The 16039-nt window shown below is 71.0% G+C and carries 17 protein-coding genes; 1 reads left to right on the top strand and 16 read right to left on the bottom strand.

The genetic code is table 11. From position 1 onward, the window contains the following. The 15 genes from ACILR4_RS27590 to ACILR4_RS27660 form a co-directional block, all read right to left on the bottom strand. Window positions 1-517: NAD-dependent epimerase/dehydratase family protein (locus ACILR4_RS27590; protein WP_395704104.1), on the bottom strand; the 517-nt coding region annotated here is incomplete at its 3' end. After that, a complete protein-coding gene (locus ACILR4_RS27595) occupies window positions 514-1539 on the bottom strand; it encodes a 3-oxoacyl-[acyl-carrier-protein] synthase III C-terminal domain-containing protein (protein ID WP_395704105.1) in 1026 nt (341 codons plus the stop codon). The genes ACILR4_RS27595 and ACILR4_RS27590, both read right to left, overlap by 4 nt. Window positions 1540-1681: 142 nt before the next feature. Further along, window positions 1682-2671: an LLM class flavin-dependent oxidoreductase gene (locus tag ACILR4_RS27600; RefSeq protein WP_395704106.1), complete on the bottom strand. Its 990-nt coding sequence runs from the start codon at window positions 2669-2671 to the stop codon at window positions 1682-1684. A gap of 73 nt (window positions 2672-2744) precedes the next feature. Further along, window positions 2745-3767, bottom strand: a complete 1023-nt coding sequence (locus tag ACILR4_RS27605; RefSeq protein WP_395704107.1) for a YeiH family protein — start codon at window positions 3765-3767, stop codon at window positions 2745-2747. Next, a complete protein-coding gene (locus ACILR4_RS27610; protein ID WP_395704108.1) occupies window positions 3736-4509 on the bottom strand; it encodes a ferredoxin--NADP reductase in 774 nt (257 codons plus the stop codon). The genes ACILR4_RS27605 and ACILR4_RS27610 overlap by 32 nt, the downstream gene beginning before the upstream one ends. Next, window positions 4506-4838 carry a gamma-butyrobetaine hydroxylase-like domain-containing protein gene (locus tag ACILR4_RS27615; protein ID WP_395704109.1) on the bottom strand — a complete coding sequence of 111 codons (333 nt, stop codon included), beginning with the start codon at window positions 4836-4838 and terminating at the stop codon, window positions 4506-4508. The genes ACILR4_RS27610 and ACILR4_RS27615 overlap by 4 nt, the downstream gene beginning before the upstream one ends. Next, window positions 4835-5719 (bottom strand): ABC transporter ATP-binding protein, encoded by an 885-nt coding sequence (locus ACILR4_RS27620; protein ID WP_395704110.1) that lies wholly within the window; start codon window positions 5717-5719, stop codon window positions 4835-4837. The genes ACILR4_RS27615 and ACILR4_RS27620 overlap by 4 nt, the downstream gene beginning before the upstream one ends. Beyond that, complete coding sequence (locus ACILR4_RS27625) at window positions 5716-6678, bottom strand: ABC transporter permease (protein WP_395704111.1); 963 nt, start codon at window positions 6676-6678, stop codon at window positions 5716-5718. Before ACILR4_RS27625 ends, ACILR4_RS27620 begins: the two co-directional genes overlap by 4 nt. A 5-nt stretch (window positions 6679-6683) precedes the next feature. Beyond that, entirely contained in the window at window positions 6684-8138 is a 1455-nt protein-coding gene (locus ACILR4_RS27630; RefSeq protein WP_395704112.1) for an ABC transporter substrate-binding protein, read from the bottom strand. Continuing rightward, window positions 8135-8491: a ferredoxin FdxA gene (gene fdxA / locus ACILR4_RS27635; RefSeq protein ID WP_395704113.1), complete on the bottom strand. Its 357-nt coding sequence runs from the start codon at window positions 8489-8491 to the stop codon at window positions 8135-8137. Before fdxA ends, ACILR4_RS27630 begins: the two co-directional genes overlap by 4 nt. Beyond that, window positions 8488-9438, bottom strand: coding sequence for a HEAT repeat domain-containing protein (locus tag ACILR4_RS27640; RefSeq protein WP_395704114.1), 951 nt, complete (start codon window positions 9436-9438; stop codon window positions 8488-8490). The genes fdxA and ACILR4_RS27640 overlap by 4 nt, the downstream gene beginning before the upstream one ends. A gap of 15 nt (window positions 9439-9453) precedes the next feature. Next, on the bottom strand, window positions 9454-9687 hold the full coding sequence (locus tag ACILR4_RS27645; protein ID WP_173134375.1) for a ferredoxin family protein: 234 nt from the start codon (window positions 9685-9687) through the stop codon (window positions 9454-9456). A 15-nt stretch (window positions 9688-9702) separates the two neighbouring features. Continuing rightward, window positions 9703-11451 (bottom strand): fumarate reductase/succinate dehydrogenase flavoprotein subunit, encoded by a 1749-nt coding sequence (locus tag ACILR4_RS27650; protein WP_395704115.1) that lies wholly within the window; start codon window positions 11449-11451, stop codon window positions 9703-9705. Further along, complete coding sequence (locus tag ACILR4_RS27655) at window positions 11448-12326, bottom strand: GntR family transcriptional regulator (RefSeq protein WP_395704116.1); 879 nt, start codon at window positions 12324-12326, stop codon at window positions 11448-11450. Before ACILR4_RS27655 ends, ACILR4_RS27650 begins: the two co-directional genes overlap by 4 nt. A gap of 208 nt (window positions 12327-12534) precedes the next feature. Beyond that, entirely contained in the window at window positions 12535-13104 is a 570-nt protein-coding gene (locus ACILR4_RS27660) for a TetR/AcrR family transcriptional regulator (RefSeq protein ID WP_395704117.1), read from the bottom strand. Between the two features lie 158 nt (window positions 13105-13262). Here ACILR4_RS27660 and ACILR4_RS27665 point away from each other — a divergent pair, with 158 nt between their 5' ends. After that, window positions 13263-14075 carry a metal-dependent hydrolase gene (locus ACILR4_RS27665; protein WP_395704118.1) on the top strand — a complete coding sequence of 271 codons (813 nt, stop codon included), beginning with the start codon at window positions 13263-13265 and terminating at the stop codon, window positions 14073-14075. An 18-nt stretch (window positions 14076-14093) separates the two neighbouring features. Here the strand turns inward: ACILR4_RS27665 and ACILR4_RS27670 are convergent, their stop codons facing one another. Continuing rightward, window positions 14094-15860: an ATP-binding protein gene (locus ACILR4_RS27670; RefSeq protein WP_395704119.1), complete on the bottom strand. Its 1767-nt coding sequence runs from the start codon at window positions 15858-15860 to the stop codon at window positions 14094-14096. Window positions 15861-16039: the final 179 nt, after the last annotated feature.

The raw sequence follows: 16039 nt of genomic DNA on the forward strand, positions 1-16039 counted from the left end.
GGCCGAACAGGCCGCGCGGGCGCAGGATGACGAACTGCGTGGTGTTGCACCCGCGGGCCAGCGCGCGCAGGTAGCGCTCGGCGCGCAGCTTGCTCGCGGCGTAGGCGTTCACCGGCTGCCGGGCGCGGAAGCTCTCGGTGATCTGGCGGTGCGGGCGGTAGTCGAAGTAGATTGAGGGCGTCGAGATGTGCACGAAGCGCGGCACGCGCAGCGCGATCGCCGATTCGGCCAGGCGCCGTGTCGCGGTGACGTTGGCGGCCTCGAAGGCCGCGGCCGGACCCCAGGGCGAGGACAGTGCGGCGCAGTGCCAGATGGTGTGCACGCCATGGAGCAGCGCGCGGGTCTGCGTGGCATCCAGCGTGGCCAGCTCGGCGGCCACTGCATCGACGCCCAACGCGCGCAGTTCGGCCAGGCGGGCCGGGTCGCGGCCGGTGGCGCGGAAGCGGATGCCGCGTTGCAGCAGGTCGTCGACCGCGTTCCGGCCGAGCCCGCTGGTGGCGCCGGTGACGAGGATCACAGCGCCAGCACCATGCCGCCCAGCGTGACGCCGGCGGCCGAGCCCAGCATCAGCAACTGGCTGCCGCGGCGCGCGCGGCCGCTGGTGACGGCCTCGTGCAGCGCGGTGGGGATCGAGGCGCAGACCTGGTTGCCGTGGTTGGCGTAGATGTCGACCACACGTTGCGGCGCCAGGCCCAGGCGCTTCTGCAGGTGCTGCATCGAGAGGTGGCTGGCCTGGTGCGGCACGACGAGGTCGACATCGTGCAGCCCGCGGCCGCTGCCGCTGAACAGGCGCTGGAGAAAGCCGTCGAGCAGGCCCGAGACCAGCTTGAACACCGCGCGGCCCTGCATCGCGAACAGGAAGTCCTGCGCCTGCACGCCGGTGCGCGGGTTGCGGGCGGTGCCGCCGGCACGCACTTCGCACATCTGCTTGCCCGACGGGTGGGTCTCGAAGCGCTGCGCGAGGATGCCCTGGCGCCCATCGCCGGCCTCGACGATCACCGCGGCGGCACCGTCACCGAAGATCAGCGAGGCCTCGGGGTCGGCCCAGTCGATGCCGCGCGAGGCCAGGTCGCAGGCGGTGATCGCGATGCGCCGGTACGCGCCGCTGGCCAGCAGGCCGGCGGCCATCTGCAGCGCGGCCAGGAAGCCGAGGCAGCTGGCATTGACATCGAAGGCCGGCGTGCCCGGGCGCAGGCCGGCGGGCTCGAGGATGCGGCAGGACATCGCCGGCAGCGCCTGGTCGGGCACGCCGCTGGCCGAGAGCAGCAGGTCGATCGAGCCCGCAGCGATGCCGCCACGGGCCATCGCGTCGCGCAGCGCGGCGGCGGCCAGTTCGGCCTGGCTTTCACTGCTGCCGGCGTAGTGGCGCTGGTGGATGCCGGACTTCTGCTGCACATAGCCCGGGGCGCGGCCGAGTTCGCGGTCCAGCGCCTCGGAGCTGACGCAGCGCGAGGGCAGGGCCTTGCCGGTGGCCAGCAGGCTCAGCGGCAGCAGCGTGTGCGGGGTGTTGGAAGCGGCGGGTGCAGGATGTGCGGGCATGGCGGCTGACGGAAGGGGTCAGACGGCCCGCAGTGTGCGACGCGCACCTGCACTTGCGTGCTTCAGCCAGGCGCCGAGATGTTGCGTTTGTTTCTGCGCTCCCTTGGGTATCGCGGCGCGCTACCGCGCCGCGTGACGCAGCTCACGGCAGCGTGGCGAGCAGCTCGTAGGAACGCAGCCGTGCCGCATGGTCGTGGACCGCGCCGGCGACGATCAGCTCGTCCGCCGCGGTGCGGTCCAGGATCGCCGCCAGCTGCCGTGCCACCGTGTCCGGCGCGCCCACCGCGGTGGCGGCCAGCATGCGCTGCACGCCGGCCTTCTCGCGCGGGTCCCACAGCGTCTCCATCAGCCCCGGGTCGATCGGCTTCGGCAAGGGCCCGCGCTGGCCACGCTGCATGCCGAGGAAGCGCTGCTGCAGCGAGGTGAACAGGCGCGCGGCCTCGTCGTCGGTGTCGGCCGCGATGACGTTGACGCCGACCATCGCATGCGGCCGCGGCCAGTCGGTGGACGGGCGGTAGTTGCTGCGGTAGACGTGCAAGGCCTGCTCCAGCATGTCCGGCGCGAAATGCGAGGCGAACGCGAAGGGCAGGCCGAGGTAGGCCGCGAGCTGCGCGCTGTACAGGCTGGAGCCCAGCAGCCAGATCGGCACATGGGTGCCGGTGCCGGGAATCGCGCGCACCGGCTGCCGCGGCTGCACGTCGCCGAGGTAGGCCTGCAGCTCCAACACGTCCTGAGGAAAGGCGTCCTCGTGTTCGCTGGCCAGGTGGCGGCGCAAGGCGCGCGCGGTGAGCCCGTCGGTCCCCGGTGCGCGGCCCAGGCCCAGGTCGATGCGGCCCGGGTACAGCGTGGCCAGCGTGCCGAACTGCTCGGCCACCACCAGCGGCGCATGGTTGGGCAGCATCACGCCGCCGGAGCCGACGCGGATGCTGCGCGTGCCGCCGGCCACATGGCCCACCAGCACCGCGGTGGCCGAGCAGGCGACGCCGTCCATGTTGTGGTGCTCGGCCAGCCAGTAGCGGCGGTAGCCCCAGCGTTCGGCATGCTGGGCGAGGTCGAGCGTGTTGCGCAGGGCCTGGGCAGCATCGCTGCCTTCGACGATGGGGGCCAGGTCGAGAACGGACAAGGGAACCATGCCCGCGATCTTGCCTGCGGCCGCCGCCGCCTGCAGCGCCGCGCCGCGATGGCCCCGGCCCTGCGAGGCCTTGTCAGCCCAGGCGCAGCGCGGCCAGCAGCATGCCGGCGCCGAGGCCGACGGTGCAGCCCAGCATCAGCACCACCGGCCGCCAGCCCAGGCGCGCCAGCTGGGGCAGCGAGCTGCGCGCGCCCAGCGCCACCACGCCCAGCGGCAGGCAGGCCTGTGCCAGTGCATCGAGCCGGCCCGGCAGCCAGGCCGGCATCCCGCCCAGCGAGCGCCATGCGGCCAGCCCGACGAACAGCAGCAGGAAGCCCGGCACCGCTGGCGCGCGCGCCGGCCCCGCCCGGCGATGGGCCAGTGCGACGGCCGCGACGACGAGGGCCAGCGTGGCCACGCGCATCAGCTTGACCAGCGTGGCCTGGTCGCCGGTGGCCGGGCCCAGCGCGAAGCCGGCCACGACGACCTGCGCCACGTCGTGGATGCTGCCGCCGATGAACAGGCCGGCGGCGGCTGGCGGCAGCGCCAGCGCGCGGGCGATCAGCGGGTACAGCAGCATCGCCAGCGTCGACAGCAAGGTGGCCAGCACCACCACGGCCAGCGTGTCGCGCTCCAGCCGATCGTCGCGCGGCAGCACGGCGGCCAGCGCCAAGGCGGCCGATGCACCGCAGATGCCGGTGGCGCCGCCGGCCAGGATGCCTAGGCTGCGCGGCAGGCCGAGCAGCCGCGCGCCCAGCAGGCCCAGCGCCAGCGTGCCGGCCACGCCCGCGCCCACCACCGCCAGCGTCGAAGGCCCGAGCAGCGCGAACTGGTCGCTGGTGATGCGCGCGCCGAGCAGCCCCACGCCCAGCCGCAGCACCGTGCTGGCGCACCAGGCGATGCCGGGCGCGCTGTGCGGCTCGCTGCTCTGGTAGTGGAAGGCCAGGCCGAAGGCCAGCGCGTACAGCATCAGCGGCCCGCCCTGCAGCGCCGCCACGTGCGAGGCGGCGGCCGCCAGCGCGCCGCACAGCGCCAGCCCGGGCAGGCGCTGCAGCCAGCGGGCGGCCGCGCCGGGCAGCGCCGGGCTACTTGTCGACGAAGGCGCGTTCGATGACATGGTGGCCGGGCCGGCTCATGTTGCCTTCGACGAAGCCGCGCTTGTCGAGCCAGTCGCGCGTGTCGCGCAGCATCTCGGGGCTGCCGCACATCATCACCCGGTCGTGCTCGGCGCCCACCGGCGGCAGGCTGAGGTCGTGCGCGATGCGCCCGGTTTCCAGCAGCGACGGAATGCGGCCCTGGTGGCGGAAGGGCTCGCGCGTCACGGTGGGGTAGTAGCGCAGCTGGCGCGCGACGGCTTCGCCCAGGTATTCGTGCTGCGGCAGCTCGCGCTCGATCAGCGCGCCGTAGGCCAGCTCGGCCACCTGGCGGCAGCCGTGCACCAGCACCACGGTCTCGAAACGCTCGTAGGTCTCGGGGTCGCGGATCACGCTCATGAAGGGCGCCAGCCCGGTCCCGGTGGACAGCAGGTACAGCCGCTTGCCCGGCAGCAGGTTCTGCAGCAGCAGCGTGCCCGAGGCCTTGCGGCCGACCAGCACCGTGTCACCCGGCTGCACATGCTGCAGGCGCGAGGTGAGCGGCCCGTCGGGCACCTTGATGCTCAGGAACTCCAGCGTGTCGTCCCAGTGCGGGCTGACCATGCTGTACGCACGCAGCAGCGGCCGGCCCTCCACCGTCAGCCCGATCATCGTGAACTGGCCGCTCTGGTAGCGGAAGCCCGGGTCGCGCGTGGCGGTGAACGAGAACAGCCGGTCGGTCCAGTGGTGCACGCTCAGCACCCGCGATTCGAAGAGGTTGCTCATGCGGTTTCGCTTTCTGTGCGCTGCGCCAGCTCGCGCAGGTAGGCCCAGGGGAAGATGCCGCGCTCGTGGCCATCACTGAACTGCAGCTGCAGGCCGAACTCGCCGATCGGCTGCAGCCCGGCCAGGCGGGTGTCGTCCTGCGGCGCTGCCAGCCGGCCGCGGCGGCGGGCGTGCTCGCAGCCGGCGCAGCGGCAGGCGGCGCGCAGCTGCGGGCCGCCAAGCCGGCGCCGGCCGAGGTCGGCCCAGGCGAGGGTCAGATGGCCGCTCACTTCATGCAGTATCACCTGCTGCGGCAGCATGTCGGCGTCGGTCGGCGTGGCCGGCTTCACAGCAGGGCTCCCACGCCTTGCGGGCCGACCTCGGCCGACAGGCCGGCCAGACCGCCTTCGCGCAGCTCGCCGCCCATGGCCGCCAGGCTTTCCTCGCGGATCAGGCCCTTGAGCTGCTGCACCATCGCCAGGAAGGCGGGCGAGTTGCACATCTCCGGCGTGCGCGGCCGCGGCAGCGGCACCGCCAGCTCGGCCTTGATGCGGCCGGGGCGGGCGGTCATCACCAGGATGCGGTCGGAGAGGAACACCGCCTCGTCGATGTCGTGCGTGACGAACAGCACCGAGATGCGCAGGCGTTGCCACATGTTGGTCAGGATCTCCTGCATCACCACGCGGGTCTGCGCATCGAGCGCGCCGAAGGGCTCGTCCATCAGCAGCACCCGCGGGCCGGTGGCCAGCGCGCGGACGATGCCCACGCGCTGCTTCATGCCGCCGGAGAGCTGGTCGGGGTAGTGGTGCTCGAAGGCCAGCAGCCCCGCCAGCCCGAGCAGCGTGCGCGCCTGCGATTCGCGCTCGGTGCGCGGCACGCCCTTCATCTTCAGACCGAACTCGACGTTCCTGCGCACCGTCATCCACGGGAATAGCGAGTACTGCTGGAACACCACGCCGCGGTCGGAGCCGGGGCCTTCGATCGGCTCGCCGTCCAGCTGCGCGAGGCCGCTGCTGGGTTCGAGGAAGCCGGCGGCCACGTTCAGCAGCGTGGACTTGCCGCAGCCCGAGGGGCCGATCAGCGAGACGAACTCGCCGGGCTGCACCGCGAGGCTGACCTCGTCCACCGCGGTCACGGTCTGGCCCTTCAGGTCGAAGCGGATGCCGAGCTGGCGCAGCTCGATGTGGCCGCCTTGCGCATGGCCCGGATGGAGCGGAGTGACGGCGCTCATCGGCGGCCTCCGGTGGCCGCGTGGGCCTGCCACGGCATCGCCGCGCGGGCCAGCAGGCGGATCGCGCCGCTGCACAGCAGACCCAGCACGCCGATGGTGATCATGCCCAGCGCGATCTCGGCGTAGGAGATCAGCGAGTAGGCTTCCCAGGTGAAGTAGCCGATGCCGAACTGGCCCGAGATCATCTCGGCCGCGATCAGCGACACCCAGGCCACGCCCATGCCCACCGCCAGCCCGGTGAAGATGTGCGGCAGCGCGCCGGGCAGCACCACCTCCGCCAGCACGCTGCGCTCGCCGGCGCCCAGCGAGCGCGCCGCGCGCAGCAGCACCGGGTCGATGGCCTCCACGCCGTGCATGGTGTTCAGCAAGATCGGGAAGAAGGCGCCGAGGAAGGTGATGAAGACGATGGAGACCTCGTTGTCCGGCCACAGCATGATCGACATCGGCACCCAGGCGATCGCCGGGATCGGCCGGAACACTTCCAGCGCCGGGAAGCTGAGCAAGCGCACCAGGCGGTAGCGGCCGATCAGCAGGCCCAGCGCCACGCCCAGCAGCGTGGCGGCCGCGAAGCCGAGCAGGATGCGGCGCAGGCTGATGCCGATGTTGGTGACGAACTTGGGCGACTGGTTCAGCTCCATCACCTTGTCCAGCACCGCCGCCGGCGTGGGGATGTTGCCGAAGCGGACGTAGGCCTCCAGCCGGTAGTGCGTGGCCAGGTGCCAGGCCAGCAGCACGCTGCCGATCGACACCAGGCCGCACAGCCACGCGAAGCCGCGGCCCTGCAGCCAGGCCGGCGCGCGGCGGCGCGGGCGGCGCCGCGCGGGCACTGCGGGCGCCGCGGGCGGCGTGCCGGCCAGCGGCAGCTTGGCCACGCTGGCCGATCGGGTCGACGGCGCCGCGGCGGCAGCCTCGGCGGCGGCGAAGGCCGCGTCATTCAGGGGTTGGGCGCTTCCGAGCATGGCGGTCACTTCCCGGTGGCCAGTGCCAGCGTGGCGGCGGCCTGGCCCAGCGCCTCGGCATAGGTGGCCAGCTTGCCGCCGGCCTGGGCCGCGGCGGCCTCGGCGTCCTTCTTCAGCAGGAAGGGCGTGGCCACCGGGTGCCGGGGATCGCGGTTGTCCAGCGCGTAGAAGGCCTTGTCGGCGAACACCTTGATGCCCAGCGCCTTGTCGAACACATAGGCCACCTGCACCTTGCGGCCGGCCGCCTCGTACTGGCGGATGCCGGCCAGCGTGCAGGCCGGCGAGCTGGCGGGCACGATCTCGCCGCCGCCGGGGCCGGCCAGCCAGATCTCGCCGGCTTCCTTCGGCCGCGTCACCGCCACCTTGCACACCGGGTCCTTGCCCTCGATGTCGTAGTTGGCCAGGGTCTGCTTCTGCGCGTCGTAGTCGAGCCCGCGTTCCTTGAAGGCCTGGCGCACGTAGGTCTCGTTGACCCAGCCCTCGACGTTGAACGCCTTCACCCGGCCCAGCTTGTGCAGCACGCCGAACGCGGTCTTGAGGGTGTCGATCCAGCGCGGCTTGATCGTCGGGTCCAGCGTGTGGATGCCGCCCGGGCCGAGGAAGATGTAGGCCACCTCCTTCTCGATCTTGGTCCACTCCTCGATCTTCTGCGCGGCCAGCTTCGGGTTCTTGCGCACCCAGTCGTTGGCCTCCATCAGGGCCTTGATGTACGCCACCACCGCCTCGGGGTACTTGTCTGCGAAGTCCTTGCGCACCACCACGCCGTGGAAGGTGGGGACCTTGGTCTGCGCTCCGTCGAAGATCTTGCGCGCGAAGCCGCGGTAGGGCAGCAGTTCGGCGAAGGGCACGAAGTCGCCGTGCGCGTCGATCTTCTTTTCCTGCAGGTTGGTGGTGCCGACCTCGGGGCTCTGGCTCACCAGGTTCCAGTAGCCGTCGGGCCAGCCGCGCTCCTGCATGGCCTGCAGCATCATGCCGTGCGCCGCCGAGCCGAAAGGCACCGAGACGGTCTTGCCCTTCAGGTCCGCCAGGTCGTAGTACGGGCTGTCCTTGTGTACCACCACGCCGTTGCCGGCGCCGAAGGCGTTGTAGGCGATCACCGCGACGAGCTCGGTCTCGTTGCCCTGGTTCTGCTGGCCGGTGGCGCCATTCACCAGCAGCGGGTAGTCGCCCATCATGCCGATCTGCAGCTTGCCGGCCACCATGCCGTTGGTGACGGGCGGGCCGGAGGTGAAGTTCTGCCAGTCGAGCTGCCACTCCACGTTCTGGTACTTGCCGGTGCGCGGCAGGTACTTCTCGAGCAGCTTCATCTCCTTGATGACGATGCCGCCGGTGACGGTGTTGGTGGTGGTGTTCTGCGTGCCGATGCCGATGGTGATGACCTGCTTGCCGGCGGCCAGCGCCAGGACCGGCAGGAGGGCGAGCGCCGCGGCGAGCAGCTTGGAAAGACGCATGGGTTTCATCCGGGAACTCCTGTGAGGGTGGGCTCGGGGTTCTCGCTCAGCAGCTGTCGTTTGTCGTGTCGGGTGGCCCAGGCGTCGGCGTCGGGCAGCGGATCGCGCGACTGCGTGATCAGCGGCCAGCGCGCCGCGAGCCGGGCATTCAGGTCCAGGTACTCGGCCTGGTCGGGCGCCAGGTCCTTGGCCTCGACGATGGCCTCGACCGGGCATTCGGGGATGCACACGCCGCAGTCGATGCAGGCGGCGGGGTCGATGACGATGAAGTCCGGCCCTTCGTGGAAGCATTCGACCGGGCACACCGCGACGCAGTCGGTGTACTTGCAGCGGATGCAGGCTTCGGTGACGACGTGGGTCATGCCGGGCTCCCGTTGAGCTGCATCGTGGTGAGTGCCAGCTTGGCCAGCTTGCGCACGTCGGGATCGGGGTCGGCCAGCGCCCGCTCCAATGGCGTGATAGCCCGCGGATCGGCGATCTCGCCCAGCGCGATGGCGGCTTCCTTGCGCAGGTTGCTCACCTCGTGCTGCAGCGCTTCGCACAGGGCCGGCACGGCGGCGCGTGCCTTCAGCTTGCCGAGGCTGCGCGCGGCCTTCACGCGCACCTGCCAGTAGTCGTCGGCCAGCGCGCGCACCAGCTCGTCGGTGGCCACCGCGCTGCTGCCCAGCTTGGCCAGCGTGGTGGCCGCTTCCTCGCGCACCTGCCAGGCGCCATCGGCCAGCGCGCGGGTCAGCGCCGGCTGCACGCTCAAGCCCTGCGATTCATGCGCGAAGCCCAGTGCGCCCACGGCCGCGCGCCGCACCTCGGCATCGGGGTCGTGGGCGGCCAGTTCGGTCAGCGCGGCGATGGCGCGCGCGTCCTTCAGGTAGCCCAGCACGCCCACCGCTTCACGGCGCACGCCGGCGTCGGCGTCCGCCAGCGCGGCCAGCGCGGGCCCGAAGGCCTCGGGCACGCGCAGTGCCTTCACCGCCCGCAGGGCCGCGGCCTTCACGCCGGGCGCGGGGTCGGCCAGCGCCGGCAGCAGCCAGGCCGCGGAAGCCGGCTGCTTCAGCTCGGCCAGCGTGGCGGCGGTGGCTTCGCGCACGGCCGCGTCGCCGTCCTTCAGGCAGGGCACCAGCGCCTGCAGCACGGTGGCTTCCTCATAGCCTTCCAGCGCCTTGGCCGCTTCCAGGCGCACGCCGGCGTCGGGGTCGGCCAGCGCAGTCACCAGCAATGGCGCGATGTCGTCTTCCTCGTCGCTGTAGGGCAGGTCCAGCACCGCGACGCGGCGCACTGCCGGGTCCGGGCTCGCGAGTCGTTGGTGGATCACGGTCGGGTCCTCCGCTCAACGCACGAGGTAGGGGATGTTGACGTGCACCGCGCCGGTGGGGCAGTCCTTCTCGCAGGGCATGCAGTACCAGCATTCGTCGAACTTCATGAAGGCCTTGTTCTTCACGAGGTCGATGGCCAGCACGTCCAGCGGGCAGACGTCCACGCAGACGGTGCAACCCTTGTCGGCGATGCACTTGTCCTCGTCGACGACGACGGGCGCCTGGGTGCGGGTGAGGGCGATGGTCATGGCGGTACTCCTGGTTCAGGCGGCTTGGGGTTCGCGCGCAGGCTGGCCGCTGCCGGCCACGCGCAGGCGCTGGTAGGCGCTGCGCTCTTCCTCGTTGAGCTCGACGACGTAGGGCTCGACGGCGCGCTTGCGGAACACGGCACGGCCGTCGGCGTCGCTGGTGACGTTGGTGTGGCAGAACCAGTCGGCGTCGTTTTTCTCGGGATGGTCCACGCGCAGGTGGTACAGGCCCCAGCGGCTTTCGGTGCGGAACAGCGAGGCCCGCGCGGCGAGCTCGGCGCAGTCGCGGATGGTGGCGGCCTCCATCGCGCGCATCAGCTCGTGCGGATCGGCCGCGCTGACATGTTCGAGGTCCTCGCGGATCTCGTCGAAGCGCTGCAGGCCGATCTCCATCTTGCGCGTCACCTTCGGCGGCTGCAGGTAGTCGTTGACGACGCGGCGCGTCTTGTATTCGACCTGGAACGGCGTCAGCCCCTCGCTGCGGCGCAGCGGTGCGGCAATGCGCTCGCGCTCGGCGGCTATGCGCCCGGCATCGACCTGCGGCGCGGCGGCGTCGGCCAGGTAGGCGGCGGCGTTCTCGCCGCAGAACTTGCCGTAGACGAAGGCGCCCAGCATGTAGTTGTGCGGAATGCTGGCGCAGTCGCCGGCGGCATACAGGCCGGGGATCGAGCATTCGCCGCGGTGGTTGGTCCAGATGCCCGAGGCGCTGTGGCCGGAGCAGAAGCCGATCTCGGAGATGTGCATCTCGACCATCTGGCGCCGGTAGTCGGTGCCGCGCTGCGCATGGAAGCGGCCACGGCTGGGGCGCTCGTTGCTGTGCAGGATGTGCTCGATCTCGCCGATGGTCTCCTCCGCCAGGTGGTCGAGCTTCAGGAACACCGGGCCGCGGCCGCCTTCGAGTTCGTTGAAGAACTCGAGCATCATCTGGCCGCTCCAGTAGTCGCACTCGATGAAGCGCTGGCCCTGTGCATTCGCGGTATAGCCGCCGAAGGGACCGGTGACGTAGGCACAGGCCGGACCGTTGTAGTCCTTGATCAGCGGGTTGATCTGGAAGCACTCGAGGTTGGTCAGCTCGGCGCCGGCGTGGTAGGCCATCACGTGGCCTTCGCCGCAGTTGGTGGGGTTCTCGTAGGTGCCGAACAGGTAGCCCGAGGCCGGCAGGCCCAGGCGCCCGGCAGCGCCGGTGCACAGCACCACGGCGCGGGCGCGGATGACGTAGAAGTCGGCCGTGCGGCAGTCGAAGCCCATCACGCCGGCCACCTCGCCATTGACGCCGGTGATCAGCCGCGTGGCCACCACGCGGTTGGTGATCTCGACGCGCGCGCGCTTGAGCTGCCGGTACAGCACGCGCTTCATGTGGTGGCCCTCGGGCATCGGCAGTACATAACTGCCGAGGTGGTGCACCTTGCGCACCGCGTAGTCGCCGGTCTCGTCCTTCTCGAACTTCACGCCCCAGCGGTCGAGCTCCTCGATCATCGCGAAGCTGTTGTTGGCATAGGCGTAGACGCCCTGCTGGTCGACGATGCCGTCGTTGGCGACGGTGATCTCCTTCGTGTATTGCTCGGGCGTGGCATGGCCCGGGATCACCGCGTTGTTCAGCCCGTCCATGCCCATCGAGATGGCGCCGCTGCGCTTGACGTGGGCCTTGTCCAGCACCAGCACGCGCAGCTTGGGGTTGGCTTCCTTGGCCTTCACCGCGGCCATCGGGCCACCGGTGCCGCCGCCGACGACGACGAGGTCGTATTCGAGTTCGATCGTGTTCATGCCTTCTCCGCAGAGGGGGTGGATGCCGGGGCGGCGACGCGATCGACGCGCACCTTGTACTGGAAGGCGTCGCCGCGGTAATAGAGCAGTTCGTGGTCGATCGGCGTGCCGTCGGCCAGGTGGGTGGTGCGCTCGATCTGCAGCACTGGCGCGCCTTCCTCGACGCGCAGCAGCCCGGCCAGCGTTTCGTCGGCCAGCGCCGAGCCGATCTGCAGGTCGGCATGGCCTAGCGCGAGGCCGAAGTCGTTCTCCAGGATCGCGAAGATGTCGCGCGTGGCCAGGTCCTTCCTGCCCAGGCGCTGGCCCAGCGCGGGCGGCAGGTAGCTCAGGTCCAGCGAGATCGGCTCGCGGTTCAGGAAGCGCAGCCGGCGCAGCTCGGTGGCCTTGCCGCGGCGCGGCAGGCGCAGGCGCTCCGCCACCGCGGCCGGCGGCTGCACGCTCTGCATCGACAGCACGCGGTTGAAGCTTTCGTAGCCATGCTCGCGCATCGCTTCGCCGAAGCCCTGCAGCCGGCCCAGATCTTGAAAGGCCTTGGGTTTGGACACGAAGGTGCCCTTGCCATGCAGCCGGAAGATCAAACCCTCGTTCTGCAGGTCGGCCAGCGCCTGGCGCACCGTGATGCGGCTGACGCCGAAGCTGGCCATCATCTCGGCCTCGGACGGCATCTGCTGGTGCGGCTGGTAGCTGCCGTCGAGGATGCGCTCGCGCAGCAACTGCTTGATCTGCGCGTACAGCGGCGCCGGCGACTGGGCCGACTGGGCGGCCAGCGCGGCCGCCAGGTCGGTCTGCGCCAGCGGCGCGGGCCGCGTGGGGCGGGGCGCTGCCGTGTCGTGCAGCGGCACGACCTGGGCGCTGGGGGTGCGTGGCTTGCTCATGGGGCGCAACTTGTTATGACAAGTCATGACTAGCAACCGCCGTGCCTGCGCTTGTCGGCACGTCAAGCCACGAGGGAAACGGGTGTCCCAGGGCCGCGCCGGGGTCGATCGACCACGTGCGCTGGCGGGGCGTGATGGCCCAGGCTGGTGCCTGGCGGGGCCGGTCGGCGCCGCGAAGCGGTGCGGCGCGCCGGTGTTGCGGGAAGGGTCAGGCCGAGTGGTCGACCACCGCGCGGATCAGCCTGGCCGCCGGCGCCACGTACTGGGGCAGCTCGGCGACGCGGTCGCTCTCCACCGCCTGCAGCACCCATTCATGGATGCCGCCGACGATGGCCACGGCCTGTGCCATGGCCAGGCCGGGGCCCACCACCTCGACGATGAAGTCGGCAAAGTGCTGCGAGCTGCGGCGCCGCGCGGCCAGGCCGGCGGGGCCCAGCGCGAAGATCTCGATGAACAGCGTGCGCAGCAGCGGCGGGTTGCAGGCCAGCGTGCCGAAGTACGCGGCCAGCGCCTGTTCGCATTGCGCATGCCAGTCACGCCGCTGGTCGATGGCCTTGCGCAGCACGTCCAGCGACTGGCGGCTGGCGGCTTCGTACAGCGCGATCAGGCAGTCGGCCTTGTCGGCGAAGTGCTCGTAGAAGCTGCGCTTGGAGACGCGGGCCTCGGCGGCCAGGTCGGCGATGGTCACCGCCGCATACCCCTTGCCGGCCACCGCGTGGGCCATGGCATCGAGCAGGCGGCGGCGGTGGTCGGTGGCGGGGTGGAGGACGGCACTCATCGGTCGTCATCATGCCATTGCCCGCCACGGCCCCGCCGCTGGTACTTGACAGTACCGCGGGCGTCGGACCATGATGCGCCGCCCGCGGTACCGGCAGGTACCGCGGGCAGGGGATCTCGGGTCACAGGGGCGTCGCGGCGCCGCAGCAAGGAACAGGCATGAGCGAACTGACGGTGCGGCGTCTGCTGGTCGACCTGGAAACGCCACTGGCGCGGCACTGGAATGGCGGCGATGCGTTCCGCACCGCGTTCTTCGATGCGTTGTCGATGAGCTTCCCGGTCGGCGAGCAGTTCTTCATCGACTCGGTGCGCGCCGGCCTGCAGGCGCTGCCCGCCGACCAGCGGGCCCGCTTCGAGGCCGAGGTCAAGGGCTTCATCGGCCAGGAGGCCACGCACCGCCGCATCCACGGGCTGTACAACGACCACCTGGCGCGCCGCGGGCTGGTGAATGCCTGGGAAGGCCGGGCCCGGCAACGCATTGCCGCGCTGCAGGGCGTGGACCTGCGCAACCACCTGGCGGTGACCGCGGCCACCGAGCACTTCACCGCGATCTTCGCCGAATACCTGCTGACGAATCCCGCGCCGCTGAGCGGCGCCGAGGACCGCATGGCCACGCTGTGGCGCTGGCATTCCAGCGAGGAGTCCGAGCACCGCAGCACCGCGTTCGACCTGTACCGCGCGCTGGGCGGCAACGAGGAATGGCGCCTGCGCATCTTTCGCATCGTCAGCTTCAACTTCATCGTCGATGCATTGCGCCAGACCTGGCTGAACCTGTGGCATGACGGCAGCTGGTGGAAGCCCAGCACCTGGTATAGCGGCTTCAGGCTGCTGTTCGGCCGTGACGGCCTGGTGCGGCAACTGCGTGGGCCCTGGCGTGAATACCTGCGGGGCGATTTCCATCCGCAACAGCAGGACGACAGCTCGGCGCGGCAGTGGCTGGCGGCCAACCCCGACGCCTGGCGGCCAGTCTGAGCGGCCGCGGGTCCCGCGTCACAGCCAGGTCTCGAGCAACTCGCGCAGCTGGGCCTGGTTGAAGGGCTTGGTCAGGCGCGCATCCATGCCGGCTTCGCGCGCGCGTTCGGCGTCGTCGGCAAAGGCGTCGGCGGTCAGCGCGAGGATGGGGGTGCGCGGCCGGCCTTCACGGGCCTCGCGCTCGCGGATGCGGCGCGCCGCGGCATAGCCGTCGAGCAACGGCATCTGGCAGTCCATCAGCACCGCATCGACGGGCTGGCTCTCGAGCAGTTCCACCGCGGCCTGGCCGTTGTCGACTTCGAGCACCTGCAAGCCCAGGGCCTGCAGCATCTCCACGGCGATCAGGCGGTTCACCGGGTTGTCCTCGGCCAGCAGCACGGTGCCGTGCAGGTTGGCGGGCTCGTCGTCCAGTGCACCGTGCAGCGAATCGGTCGGCGGCAGGGGCGCCGGTGCAGGATCGGCCGGCAGCTGCAGCGTGAAGCCGAACACCGAGCCGCGGCCTGGCGCCGACTGCACTTCGATGCTGCCGCCCATCGCTTCGACGATGCGCTGGCTGATCGACAGGCCCAGCCCGGTGCCGCCGCGGCTGCGCCGGCGCGAGGTGTCGATCTGGTAGAAGGGGTCGAACAGCCGCTCGAGCCGGTCGGCCGCGATGCCGATGCCGCTGTCGCGCACCTCGAAGCGCAGGCCGGCCTGCTGCATCACGCGCAGTTCCACGCGCCCCTGCTCGGTGAACTTCAGCGCATTGCCGATCAGGTTGGACAGCACCTGCTTCAGGCGTTGCGCGTCGCCGATCACGCGGTCGGGCACCTGCTCGTCGACGCGCAGTTCGAGCTGCAGTCCGCGTGCCTCGGCACTGGCGCGGAACAAGGTCACCACCGATTGCAGCAGCGCATGCAGCGACATGGGTTGCCGGTGCAGCGTGAACTTGCCGGCATCGATCTTGGACTGGTCGAGCACGTCGTTCAGCAGCGCCATCAAGGTGCTGCCCGACGATGCGGCAATGCGCACCAGCCGGCGCTGCCGCGCGTCCAGCGTGCCGCGGCGCAGCAGGTCCAGTGCGCCGAGCACGCCGTTCATCGGTGTGCGGATCTCGTGGCTCATCAATGCCAGGAACTCGGTCTTCGCGCGGCTTGCCGCTTCCGCGGCGTCCTTGGCCTGCTGCAGCGAGGCATTGGCGGCGTCCACCTCCAGGCGGTGCCGGATGGCGCGCTCGGCGGTGTCGCGGTAGTCGAACGACGCACGCAGCAGCGTCAGCCCGAAGATCGCGGCCATCGCGGCCAGCGGCAGCGAGCGCACCGGTTCGGACAGCAGGCTCACGATCGTCAGCGTGGCGACCTGCGGCACGCTGAGCAGCAGGTACGAGCGCCCGGCCAGTGACATGAACAGGGCCGCCATCGCCAGCGAGCCGATGATGATGACCAGCAGGATCGTGGTGTCGATGCCTTGCAGGCGCGGATAGACCACGGCCAGCGCCACCGACCACAGCACGCCGGCCAGCCAGGCATTGAGCTCGATCGCACCCCGCGCGCGCCGTACGTCGGCCGGGCTCAGGCGCGCCGTGTCGGCATAGCGCCGGGCAATCCACCAGCGGCTGAGGCCGACGCCCGGGCCCAGCAGGGCCAGCAGCATGGTCAGGACCGGCGCCGCGTGGGTCCAGCTCAGGTAGACCAGGTAGCCGGCCGCGACCAGTTGCATCGGCACGCTGCGCGCGGCATTGCGCAAGGACAGGCGCAGCAGTTCCTGCTGCAACTGCTGCTCGGGGGCGGGGGAGCCGGTGCTCATGGCCGTGTGCGCCGATGAGGGGGCCGGCGGTCGTGGCTCAGGCGATCCCGGTGGCCGGCTGGGCCACGCCCTCCACCGGGCGGGTGCGGTAGAACTGCATCGGCACCGCAGCGGCCTGCTTCAGCACATGCGGCTTGAGGCGGCCGACCACATGCATCTCGCAGGGCTTGCAGTCGAAG

The organism is Aquabacterium sp., from assembly GCF_044226965.1.
Classification (GTDB): domain Bacteria; phylum Pseudomonadota; class Gammaproteobacteria; order Burkholderiales; family Burkholderiaceae_C; genus Pseudaquabacterium.